The organism is Aureispira anguillae, from assembly GCF_026000115.1.
Taxonomy (GTDB): Bacteria; Bacteroidota; Bacteroidia; order Chitinophagales; family Saprospiraceae; genus Aureispira; species Aureispira anguillae.
Map to the genome: position 1 here is coordinate 1,822,467 of NZ_AP026867.1, position 12,004 is coordinate 1,834,470.

Below are 12,004 nucleotides of genomic sequence, written 5' to 3' on the forward strand. Positions count from 1 at the left end.
TCGTGGAGAATAGCAATTCTCCATGGCAACAACGTTTATTTGGCTTTATAAGCAGTCAAGCGCATCAACCAAGCAAATAAACCTGGGATAAAACGATTGAGCCGCACCAAAATAGCCAACATAAAAGGTTTGATGGTTTCCTGCTTGGGAAATTGAGCTACCTTGGCGATTACTTTTCCGCTATATTCTTCGCTCATTGTGGAAACTAAGTAATCAGAAATTTTAGGAATTCGTTCCTCACTAGTGGGATTATTCGTGAAATAAGGGCTAGATACTTTGCCTAGGGTAACCAACGAGACGTTAAATTTACTGGCATACAAGTCTGCTTGCAAGGATTTAGCAAAACCTAACATTGCCCATCTTGCTGCGGTATAACCCGTTGCCGCAGGAAAAGAAAAGTAAGAAGCCACAGAATTGATAATAATAAAATGCCCGCTGCCTCTTGCTTGCATTTTATCATAAAAAACTTTGCAAGTAAATGCCGTGGCGAGATAAGGCGAAGCCATCGTCGTCTCATAATGTTTGGGAGTAGCTTCTTTAAGGGACAACCAGTCGCCAGAACCTGCACTATTGATTACAATATCGGGCAAACCGACCTCTTGAATAATGGTATTGGCTGAGGCCTCAACAGCCTCAGCAGTAGTTAAATCGGTAGAATAATAATGTACTTTAGCGCCCAATAAGCTTATTTCGGTCGCTGCGGCTTTTAGTTTGTCAACATTTCTAGCTTGAAGTATAATGATTGCTCCTTGTTTGGCCAATTCAATGGCTGTTGCTTTTCCAATACCACTGGAGCCACCTGTAATTAGAATGCGTTTGTTTTGAAGCACCATACCTTATTATTTCTTATCTAATGTATTTGGGATTTAGAGAACATGTACATTTAATCAGAAGATTTAAGCATCTGCTGAAGCACGAACTGTAATAGATTCTTCGATCACAGTAGCAATGATTAACAATTGTTCATCGGTCATGGCTTTTATAATTCCTTTTCCAACCGTTAAGATCGCTTTTTTACCAACTTTTATGGCATTTTCGACCGCAATCATTTTAATTCTGCCAAGCCCTGCTCGCTTTAGCGATTGTATAAAGTAATAATCTAATCCTTCATCGGACAAATCGCTAATTGCCTGGAATAGTCTTAAAGCATGCTGACGTTTATTCGTATCCTTTTTGAGGTCTTGGATTACCTCGTGGACACGATTTAACAGGGATTCAGACAGTGGAAAACCTAAGTACTTTTGTACCATATTTAAACATAATTAAAGGTGAATGAAATGGAGTTAAATTTAGATTGTGTGGAGTGATGTTTAAAATGGACTTTAATGAACGATTCTTTTAGCGGAATTCCAAAGAAAAATTAGTTTAGTTTTATTAATAAGCTTAATTTTTTGGTTGAAATTAGTTTAGAACTGAGCCCCTTGTAATCTATTTTTGGGTAGACTGAAAAATCAGGGCTAGTTCTAAAGGAGCGTGTTTTTTGTTGGGGGGAAGTTTATTTTAAGATTGATTGAATGGCTTTCCATTGCCAAGTAATCTGATAAGGATATGTTTCGTACGAGGAAGAATCTTCATTAAAAGTATATCCATTTTCAAAATTTTGTTTTCCTAATCTCATCAAAGCTTTTGCTGCTTCTTTTTTACCCATATAGTTTAAGCAAATACTCTTATAATATTGTGCGTCAGAGAAGTTGGGGTAAATCTCCAATACCTTGTCCAATTCCGCAATAGCAGCTTGGTAATTATCCAATTCATAGTGGGCTATGGCTAAGTAATATCGATCTAAAAAATGAAGCCAGTCCGCTCCATTTTCTTTTTCTTGCTTTTTGGCATTTTCACTTAAAACGTGGAGGGCTTTATCGTATTGATTTAATTGCAAATGGCAAATTCCTATATAAAATGCTAAGGCATGATCTTGTTCATAGGTAGAACCAAATTCATTGATATAAGCAATCAAATCATTTAAGGCTCCTTGGTAATCTTTAGCAAAAATACATTTGAGAAATCCAAGCCTAGACAGCCATTGCTGCCGATCATAGATGACGGCTTTGTCATAATAGGTGACCGCTAATTGATATTTTTTTTGTTTCCAAAAGGGCAATGCTTTTTGCTGCCATAAATAAGCAATCGTTGAATCTTTTTGGAGCCCCTTATTGATCCATTTGTCCCATTCTTTGGTGAGGTAATGGTGGTTCCATGCACCATTTTTTAAGTATTGGGCAATAATTTTTTCTTGAGAAAGCTCACTAGAATGTTGTTCCTGCTGCCCTTTGCAGCTTACGATTAAAAATAAAAAAGTAAATAAAATATATGCTTTTGTCATGTTGTAAGTTGGAATGTAAAACGGTTTAAATTTTTTTTATTCAACTTAAGCCTTTTGTTCCAATTATTTATGACCAGTCTATATTCGTAAAGATTGAGTTAATGTTTGAGGCAAAAAAGTAAAGAAGTGTGTAAAAAAAATCCTTACTTTGTTCTATAATTACCCAACCAAGCATTTCTAATTTTTAATACTTTTGCTGTTGCCTTAGGATTTATAACAAAGGTGTTATTGATTTCTGTCTCTACTTGAATTAACTTAGCACTTAGTTCGACTTCAACATAAACACCATCTTTATTTTTACGCAACACCGTAACATTTAATAGATCACCATCCTTAGCCGATTTTTTATAAACCTCCCACGTTTCTTTAAGCGTTCTCATTTCAAGCTCCTTTCCTTGCCACTTGTAGAGTAAATCCCCGTGCAGGAATCCCATAATGTTTTTTCCAAAAGAATCAATTCCTTTTTCTTGTAACTCTAATTTAGCTTGTTCATTATTAAAACGCAGTCCATTATTAGGATTAAATCCAAAAGCAGATAATTCTTTGATCACGGCGTTTTTTAGAAAAGAAATTCCAACTTCATCCATCAGTTGCCCTATTGGTAACGGTTCGGGACCTTCTACATAGCTTTTAAAAAAATCCCTAATTTCATTTGGGTAGCCACTTAGTTCGCTTATCTCATCAAATAGATCCTCATCATTAAATGGCTTTTTGGCATGGTACTTTTGGGATAAATCATGGATCATGTTCTGAAAACCATAAGTTCCATTAGAAAGAATTCTAAGTTTTAGATCAAGGCATAAATTAATAAGTGCCCCTTTTTGGTATACATTACCATACTCACTGCTCAATTCGTTAACACATTTTTTACTCATAACAGTGAATGGAATAGAATTGTCATAACGACCACTATTTTTAATCTTTGAGCTTAAAATATCGAGATACCGTTGAACGGTCATAACGCCATTTTGCACTTGATAATGAATAGATGCATATTCTGTTCCCCCTTCATAAAGCCACAAGTGCTTGGACATTTTGGGTTCCATAAAATCAAAAAAATGAATTTCTTTAGAACGAATGCTTAATGGAGTCCACGTGTGAAAAAATTCATGAGCAGCAATATCACGAATAACATAACGTAAGTTTTCTAGTGCTCCCTCCTTCAAGCAATATACAGAAGAATTTGTATGTTCTAATGCACCAATTCCCCAAGAAGCTCTATAGTTTTCAAACTCCTTAATCATAAAAATTAAGAACACATATTGCTCTAGCGGCAACTGTTTGTTTAAATAAGCCTGTTGAGCTATTACGATTTGCTTTAAATCCTTTACAAACGATTTGGAATTATTTCGACCCGTTGGTGAATAGAGTTGTACTAAAAAAGTTGTATTTCCAACCTTAAACGTTGCCGTGTCAGGTCTTGCAAATAGGATAGGGTTATCAATGAGCTTAAAATAAGAATCTGCTTCAAAAATATCGGTATCATGATCGCCCCCTGTTTTCTTTAAGGCGGTTCCTCCGTATAAATAACTTGGCCTATCGATTTCAATGTTGAAAGGCAGATGTTCATAATTTTTGAAAAAACCAAAAAAGCCGTGGTTGTTAAAAAGAAAAACGTTGCTGTCTATATTTGTTCCAGCTGGGTTAGTAACAATATTGGTATCCCAAGTATCATTTACACGATAAGAAATTTCATCAATATTTTCAGCATTTTTGATCTTCCAAGTATTTAGCGTAGGGTGGCTAACTTTTAATTTATTACCATTTTTATCCTTTGCTTCTAACTTAAGAATAAACCTTCCAAAATCTACGGTACCATAGGAGCCTGGTATTACCACAGGAAACTGAAAAAGCAGTGTTTTTTGTTTTAGATTCGGAACTTTTAATTTTATAGTGAGCTGATCCTTGCTTATCTCCTTGAGGTTTACTTTATAGTTGTAGCGTTGAGCAAACAAAATGGAAGTAGGAAATAGACAAAAAAATAATAAGAAAATTGCCAATTTCATGGGAATACGAAATTTGAAGTTTTAAGAAACAAAAAGAGATACAAGATAAAATAAATTTCCGAAATAATTAACGATGTTTTAGTTCCAAATGATGTCTAATACCATAGCAAGCAGCAAATAGGAGTTATTAATCGTTAGATGAAATATATGTTATATATTTTTTCTAAAACACTCCTTTAACATTACTTCGTGGAAAACTTGAAGGCTCACGTAGTAGCAGCGAAGCTAATCGCATTAAACTATCTCATGAGCGCAGCGAATAACTAAGCACAGCACTCATGACCACAGGGACTAATCCACGAAGTATTACTTAAAAAACAAAACAAAAAATGCACCGATCCTTTACGCTAAAACTTTTTTTTGGATGTTTATTCATCCTTTTCGGAACCCTTTCATCCATTGCTCAACACAAAATCTTAAGTGGAGAGATTACTTACCACAGCATTGCTAGCAACACCTATATTATTAGCACAAAACTTTTTGTAGATTGCCAAGGGACAGCTTTACCCGATTCCATTATTTTAGATTGGTCTTCCTCTTGCCAAGGAGGTATTGCAGGCAGCCTGCCTTTGTCCAAAGCCGCAGGTTATCCAATAGACGCCACTCAATATGCTTTCTCAGGAGGGAGTTATTGCAATGGAGGAACTGGAACGAGAGGAATAGAGCACTATCTTTATCTAGATACCTTGGTTGTACCAGCAGCTTGTACGGTTTTTGATCTCAGTTGGTCCTCTTGTTGCCATAGCGATAGCTTTAATTCGATCCTTAGCCCTAACACGACCTCATTTTATTTACACAGTGTCCTTAATAATGTTAACAATATGGGCTACAACTCATCTCCGCAATTTGGCAACTTCCCAATTATTGGAGCTTGTCAAAATATGCCAGGGCAGTATTATCAAGGAGCTTATGACTATGAAGGAGACACTTTGCGCTATTCATTGGTCTCCTGCTTAGCGAATGAAAATGATACCGTTAATTATCAAGCAGGATATAGCGGAACAGCGCCTTTAGGAGCCTCTAATCCTGTCAGTATTGATCCACAAACAGGAATAATTGACTATCTTATATCTCCTCTACAAATGGCCATGATATGCGTATTAGTAGAAGAAATTAGAGGAGGGCTTGTGATTGGAAGTGTTACCCGTGAAATTATGATAGTGGGATCGAATTGTTTTAATAATACGCCTGTTATTACAGGAATTGATAGTACCAATAATTACGATACAACTATTGTAGTTGGGCAAACGTTGTGTTTTGATATTCATGCTGAAGATTTGGATACAGCTCAACAATTAACAATGTCACTGCTAGGAGTTCCTATTCCAGGAGCAACGTTCACCATTGATACTACCAACAACCCAATTGGTACATTCTGTTGGACACCAACGGCGGCAGATACAGGACAGCATGTTTTTGTGATTGAAGTACGAGATAATGGTGTCCCTATTTATGGAGCTGATTTTAAGGGTTTTACAATTAATGTGGTAGCAGTGACAAGCATTCCAAAAATAAAGAAAAAAGAACCTACGTTATCTATTGCTCCGAATCCAGCCAAAGAATTTATCCAAGTAGAATTCGACCAAGTACTGCCCCAAGCTATTCAATTATTAATTGTAGATGCTCAAGGAAAAGTTGTTCAGCAAGAACATAAAAAGGCAGGGACTCAAGTTTTAGAAATCGATATTCATTCCCTTCATACGGGATTTTATTCGATTGTTACTTTTGATGAAGCAGGGGAATATATTAGCAGTCAAAAGCTGATCATTCGGTAATTAATGAAATCGGAAACCAAAAAAAGGAGAAACCAATGAATCGTTGGTTTCTCCATATAATAAAGGTGTTTCTAGAACTAGTACTCCGTTGATTAGCTAGTGCGCTTTGCTTATGATCGCTTCACTCATTATTCCCTGCGGTCATGAACGCTGTGCTTAGTTGTTCCCTACGGTCATGAGATAGTTGTTTAGTTTTTTAATGTTTTAAGTTGCAAAAATATATGGTGTTAATAATCAACTGCGCAGCACTCATGCAATAATGTGATGCGATTAGCTTCGCTGCTTCTGCGTGGTTACTACGTGAGCTTTGTTACTCACTCTGTTTGTTACTCGTACCTCGTGAGCCAGCAAGCTGGGTTCGTGAGGTCGCAAGCTCTGTTCGGGTTTTTAACGGAGTAATGTAGAACCTAAAATTACTTTTTAAGCGCATCGCTAGGTTTAGGAACATAATGCCCAACACCACCACCACGTTGATCGTTAAAAGTAGTTGGGGCAGAATTTTCATCCAAGCGATTTTGCCAAGATTTAAATTGAGTGCCATCGTCCGTTTGAACCATGGTGATACAATCGTCAACAGGGCAGACCAAAGAGCACAGGTTGCACCCCACACAATTATGATCAATAATGTTGGGAACACGAGTGCCTGCTTTTAATTCTATTGCCTGATGAGCGCCATCTTCGCAAGCGATATAACACAATTGGCAACCAATACACTTATCGGCATTGATTTTTGCCTTAACTTCATATTTTAAATTTAAGTCTTTCCATTCTTTGACCTTAGGGAGTGATTTGCCAATAAAATCATCCAACTTGTTAAAACCTTTGTCTGCCATAAATTGGCGCAAACCAGATTCCATTTCACGAACAATGCCAAATCCGTAATGCATAACAGCAGTACAAACCTGTACATTGCTAGCTCCTAACAACATAAACTCAACAGCATCCCGCCACGTTTCGACTCCACCAATACCTGAAATGGGCAGCCCAACACCAGCGTCCAAAGCGCAGTTTTTGACCATGTTCAAAGCAATAGGCTTTACAGCAGGGCCGCAATAACCTCCATTGGTAGATTGCCCTCCAACAATAGGCGTAGGGCAGAGGGTATCCAGATCAATATTAACAATTGATTGAATGGTGTTGATGAGCGAAATGGCATTTCCTCCCCCTGTTTTTGCAGCACGAGCGGGTTCTGTTATATCGGTAATGTTGGGCGTTAATTTTACAATAACGGGAACCGTAGCAACTTCCATTACCCAATTGGTAATCGTTTCCAAAGCACTAGGATTTTGCCCAACAGCAGACCCCATACCTCGTTCACACATTCCATGTGGACAGCCGAAATTTAATTCGATACCATCGGCACCAGCATTCTGGACATCCTTAACAATTTGGTGCCATTCCTCACGAGTATCAACCATTAGAGAAGCAATGACAGCATGATCTGGAAAATACTTTTTGACCTCTTCCATCTCACGCAAATTGTCAACTAAGGGGCGATCCGTAATCAATTCAATATTATTTAAGCCCATCATTCGTGTATCTCGATAATTAACAGCACCATAACGGCTAGATACATTAACGACAGGGACACCTAAGGTTTTCCAGACAGCACCACCCCAGCCAGCGTCAAAAGCTTTCATAATTTGGTAGCCTGAATTGGTAGGAGGGGCAGAAGCCAACCAAAAAGGATTGGGCGACTTAATGCCTGCTAAATTTGCGGATATATCAATCATTTTATTTTTTTATAGAACATTTCTATCCTAGAATAGAAAATAATTTTAGGTTGAATTAAATACAAGATATTTTTTTTGCTTTTTTACAACTATTCTCATGAGCATAGCGAACTAAAAAAAGCAAAAAACTATCTCACGAGTGTAACGAACCGACCTCAGGGAGCTCATAAGCGCTAGCGCACTAGCTAATTAACGGAGTATTATTAAGAAAAGTGTTGATGGATGGTTTGAGCAGCTATTTTAGCTTCCCCAGTCGCATTAACCACTTCGGCGCCGCCATTAACAGCATCGCCTGAAGCATAGTACATGGGGTTGGTAGTTTGATAACCATCGTTGCAAACAATTCTATTTTTGGCATCCAATTCTAGACCATCAATTAAGCCTAAAAAGTCGGGTAATTTTGCTTGACCCGTTGCAAGAATAACCATATCACATGCCAATTCAAATTCTGATCCTGCTATTGTTTGAACCCGACCCGCCTCAACGGTGGTCTTAATTAAACGGATTCCTTCTACTTTTTCTTTCCCTAGAATAGCAATTGGATTGCAGTTGAACAGGCCCTGAGTCCCTGCATTTTTTGCCAAGTCATATTCAAAAGCATAAGCTCCCATTTCTGCCTTGTCTCGTCGATAAACCAACTGAACGGAGGCACCCATTCTAGCGGCTTCAGAAGCTGCATCCATTGCGGTGTTGCCGCCACCAACTACCACTACTGATTTGCCAACAAAGGTATTCAGTGGATTTAATTTGAAGGCTTCTATAAATTCGGTTGCCCCAATACAATGTTGTAGTTGTTCTCCCTCAATGCCTAAGGAGCGAGTTCCTCCCATTCCAATGCCCAAAAAGATAGCATCGTATTTATTTTCTAACGCTTGTAATTGTTCTTTCGTACGAATTGGATGATTGTAATGAACCGTATATCCAAATTGCTCTTGCAGGTAATCCATTTCTGCCAAAATCTCTTCATTGGTTATTTTGTAAGGAGCAATGCCATAAAGACAGAGCCCAGAGGCATGTTCTTTTGCCTCAAATACATCAACGGTATAACCATATAAACGCAATTCACAAGCGGCACTAATACCAGCAGGTCCCGCACCAATAACCGCTACTTTTTTACCGTTTTCGGGAGCAGGTTGGTATAATTTTTTGCCTTTTTTTAGGGTATGAGCAGTAGCAAAAGCTTGTAAGCTTCCAATATCAATAGGCTGTACATCTTGGTGATTGTAAACGCAAGCCCCTTCACAAAGCACCTTGGTAGGGCAGACTTTTCCGCAGATGTTACCAAAGTAATTGGCATCGTAAATTGTCTTAGAGGCTCCATCAATATTCCCTGTGTTAATCTGTTTTATAAACAAAGGAATGTCAATGCTGGTTGGGCAAGCCTGAACACAAGGAGCATCGTAACAAAACAAACACCTAGAGCTTTCATAATAAGCCATATTAGCACTCATAGTAGGATGCAACTGCTCAAAATTAGCAGCGACTTCTTCCTGAGTAGTGGGTGATTTATATTCCATATTATAATTTATAATAGTCCGTTGCTTTTTCTGTACTATAGAAAAAGTAGGTTGCTAAATCGCATTTTGACGAACTAACTTTTTTTAGTGAAGAAGAATAAAATGTTTTGGCTGCTACCAATCAACTGCACAACACTCATGCAATAATCTAATAAGGTTTTCACCGAACTAGTAATAAACTTGACCGTAAAAATTTATGTCCTTAATTCTTATTTCATCAAGTATAATCAATATAGTACGATTTACTACGTGAGCCTTCGGGTTTTTAACAGAGTAATGTATAGTAGCGAACCAATGAACTGACTACAGTTCTGTTAATTTATCATAGGTTTCAGGGCGTCTATCTCTAAAAAATTGCCAAGTAGAACGCACTTCATCAATAAGGTCTAAATCAAAGTCTGCAATTAATAGCTCATCATCGTATTCTGAAGCCTGAGAAAAAATTTGTCCCCTAGGATCGACAAAATAAGAAGTGCCATAAAAGCGACCTAAATCCCATGGTTTTTCTTCTCCAACTCGATTGATACAGCCCATGAAATAACCATTGGCAGCAGCGTGGGCAGGTTGTTCTAATTGCCACAAATATTGAGATAAACCAGCAACTGTAGCAGAGGGATTATAGACAATTTCAGCACCATTTAGACCCAAGCAGCGAGCACCGTCTGGAAAATGTCGATCGTAACAAATATAAACCCCGACTTTAGCGTATTTGGTCTGAAAAACAGGATAGCCTAAATTACCAGGCTTGAAGAAAAATTTCTCCCAAAAACCTGTTGTATGAGGAATGTGATTCTTGCGGTATTTTCCCAAATAGGTACCATCTGCATCAATTACAGCAGCAGTGTTGTACAAGACACCAGGTTGTTCTTTTTCGTAGATCGGAACAATGATAACCATGTCGTATTTTTTGGCATATTCTGCCATTAAATCTGTGGTGGGACCAGGAACAGGTTCCGCAGAAGCATACCATGCTTTATCTTGACCAGGGCAAAAATAAGGCGTATTAAAAATCTCTTGCAGACAAAGAATTTGAACGCCAGCTTTGCCAGCCTCTTCTATATAGGGAATATGTTTTTCTACCATAGCATTCATGATTTCTTGAATGCTTCCTTCTCCCTCTGTCATGGGTAGACTCATTTGGATAAGTCCAGATTTGACCATTCTTGGCATAATTTATTTTGTTTTATTATTGGAATAATAGTTTTAGTATAATGTGGGCTTTGGAGTTAGCGTCTTCCAGTAAAATAAAGGTTAAATAATTCCATTTACTTTATTGCGTTTGACAAACTGACCGTAGCCTTTATTAATCTTGGTTTCACCTTTATCGATTGCAATCTGTCCCCTCAAAAGTACCGTTTCGCACTTTCCTGTTACTTCCCAACCTTCATAACCTGAATAATCGACATTCATATGGTGTGTGTTGACCGAAAGTTGGTGTTGCTTGTTGGGATCGAATATGACTAAATCTGCGTCCGAACCAATTGCAATGCAACCTTTTTTAGGATACATACCAAAAAGCTTGGCGGCATTGGTAGAACTTACCTCTACAAATTTATTGAGGGTGATTTTTCCTTTGTTCACTCCCTCTGAATAAAGTAATTCAATGCGATGTTCAATAGCAGGGTGACCATTGGGAATTTTAGAAAAATCATCTTTGCCCATTAGTTTTTGTTCCCATTTGAAAGGACAATGGTCGGTTCCAACTACTTGTATCAAGCCTTGGTTGAGTCCTGCCCAAAGTGCTTCTTGATCCTTGGGTTGACGAAGAGGAGGGCTCATGACCCATTTGGCTCCTTCAAAATCATTTTCATACAGAGAAGCGTCTAAAATTAGGTATTGGATGCAGGTTTCAACAAAAACTTGCTGGTTGCGCATGGTGGCACGACGAACAGCATTTAGGGCTCCTTCGCAGGTCATGTGAACAATATAAGCAGGAACATTGGTATAATGCGCCATGTCAGAAAAACGACCAGATGCTTCTGCTTCAGTTACTTCTGGTTGCGATAAGTAATGATACAATGGGGATAATTTCCCTTCTGATTTATGCTTGGCTATAAGTTTGTCAATCATATCGCCATTGGTAGCATGAACCGTAACCATTCCACCTTGCCTCTTAACTTCTTGCATCAAGTCCACCATTTGCCCATCGTCAATCATTAAGGCTCCCTTATAAGCCATAAATGTTTTGAAAGAAGTAATGCCCTCTTCTACCATTTCTCGAATCTCAAGCTTGGTATTTTCATTAAAATCGGTAACGGCCATGTGAAAAGAATAGTCACCATAGGCATTCCCCTTAGAGCGGCCTTGCCATTCTTCTAGTGCATGACGAAGAGATTTGCCTTGTGTTTGAAGAATAAAATCAATAACAGAAGTTGTTCCTCCATGCAGTGCTGCCAAGGTTCCAGTTGAATAGTCATCGCTTGAATAGGTGCCCATAAAAGGCATATCTAGATGTACATGAGGGTCAATTCCTCCAGGAAAGACTAATTTACCAGTTGCATCAATTTCTTGATCTGCTTTAAGACTTAAATTTTGCCCTATAGCAACAATTTGCTCGCCTTCTATATAAATATCTGCAATATAATCTTCAGCAGCAGTAACAATGCGACCGTTTTTAATGAGAATAGACATGTTGTTTGTTGTATTTTGA

Annotated in this window: 9 protein-coding genes; 1 reads left to right on the forward strand and 8 read right to left on the reverse strand. The window is 38.1% G+C overall.

All coding sequences use genetic code 11. The features are described from left to right. Positions 1-35: 35 nt before the first annotated feature. The 4 genes from AsAng_RS06825 to AsAng_RS06840 form a co-directional block, all read right to left on the reverse strand. Entirely contained in the window at positions 36-833 is a 798-nt protein-coding gene (locus AsAng_RS06825; RefSeq protein WP_264792048.1) for an SDR family NAD(P)-dependent oxidoreductase, read from the reverse strand. 63 nt (positions 834-896) lie between these two features. After that, a complete protein-coding gene (locus tag AsAng_RS06830) occupies positions 897-1,250 on the reverse strand; it encodes a hypothetical protein (RefSeq protein ID WP_264792049.1) in 354 nt (117 codons plus the stop codon). 245 nt (positions 1,251-1,495) lie between these two features. Continuing rightward, positions 1,496-2,323 carry a tetratricopeptide repeat protein gene (locus AsAng_RS06835; protein ID WP_264792050.1) on the reverse strand — a complete coding sequence of 276 codons (828 nt, stop codon included), beginning with the start codon at positions 2,321-2,323 and terminating at the stop codon, positions 1,496-1,498. A gap of 143 nt (positions 2,324-2,466) precedes the next feature. Continuing rightward, positions 2,467-4,329 carry a M61 family metallopeptidase gene (locus tag AsAng_RS06840; RefSeq protein WP_264792051.1) on the reverse strand — a complete coding sequence of 621 codons (1,863 nt, stop codon included), beginning with the start codon at positions 4,327-4,329 and terminating at the stop codon, positions 2,467-2,469. A 329-nt stretch (positions 4,330-4,658) separates the two neighbouring features. On the opposite strand from AsAng_RS06840, the gene AsAng_RS06845 reads away from it, so the two are divergent. After that, positions 4,659-6,104: a T9SS type A sorting domain-containing protein gene (locus AsAng_RS06845; RefSeq protein WP_264792052.1), complete on the forward strand. Its 1,446-nt coding sequence runs from the start codon at positions 4,659-4,661 to the stop codon at positions 6,102-6,104. A gap of 413 nt (positions 6,105-6,517) precedes the next feature. On the opposite strand, the gene preA is transcribed toward AsAng_RS06845, so the two are convergent. The 4 genes from preA to hydA form a co-directional block, all read right to left on the reverse strand. Continuing rightward, a complete protein-coding gene (preA, locus tag AsAng_RS06850) occupies positions 6,518-7,837 on the reverse strand; it encodes an NAD-dependent dihydropyrimidine dehydrogenase subunit PreA (RefSeq protein WP_264792053.1) in 1,320 nt (439 codons plus the stop codon). A 203-nt stretch (positions 7,838-8,040) separates the two neighbouring features. Continuing rightward, positions 8,041-9,354, reverse strand: coding sequence for an FAD-dependent oxidoreductase (locus tag AsAng_RS06855; RefSeq protein ID WP_264792054.1), 1,314 nt, complete (start codon positions 9,352-9,354; stop codon positions 8,041-8,043). Positions 9,355-9,657: 303 nt separating this feature from the next. Then, on the reverse strand, positions 9,658-10,524 hold the full coding sequence (locus AsAng_RS06860) for a nitrilase-related carbon-nitrogen hydrolase (RefSeq protein ID WP_264792055.1): 867 nt from the start codon (positions 10,522-10,524) through the stop codon (positions 9,658-9,660). An 81-nt stretch (positions 10,525-10,605) separates the two neighbouring features. Continuing rightward, on the reverse strand, positions 10,606-11,985 hold the full coding sequence (hydA, locus tag AsAng_RS06865) for a dihydropyrimidinase (RefSeq protein WP_264792056.1): 1,380 nt from the start codon (positions 11,983-11,985) through the stop codon (positions 10,606-10,608). Between the last annotated feature and the right edge of the window lie 19 nt (positions 11,986-12,004).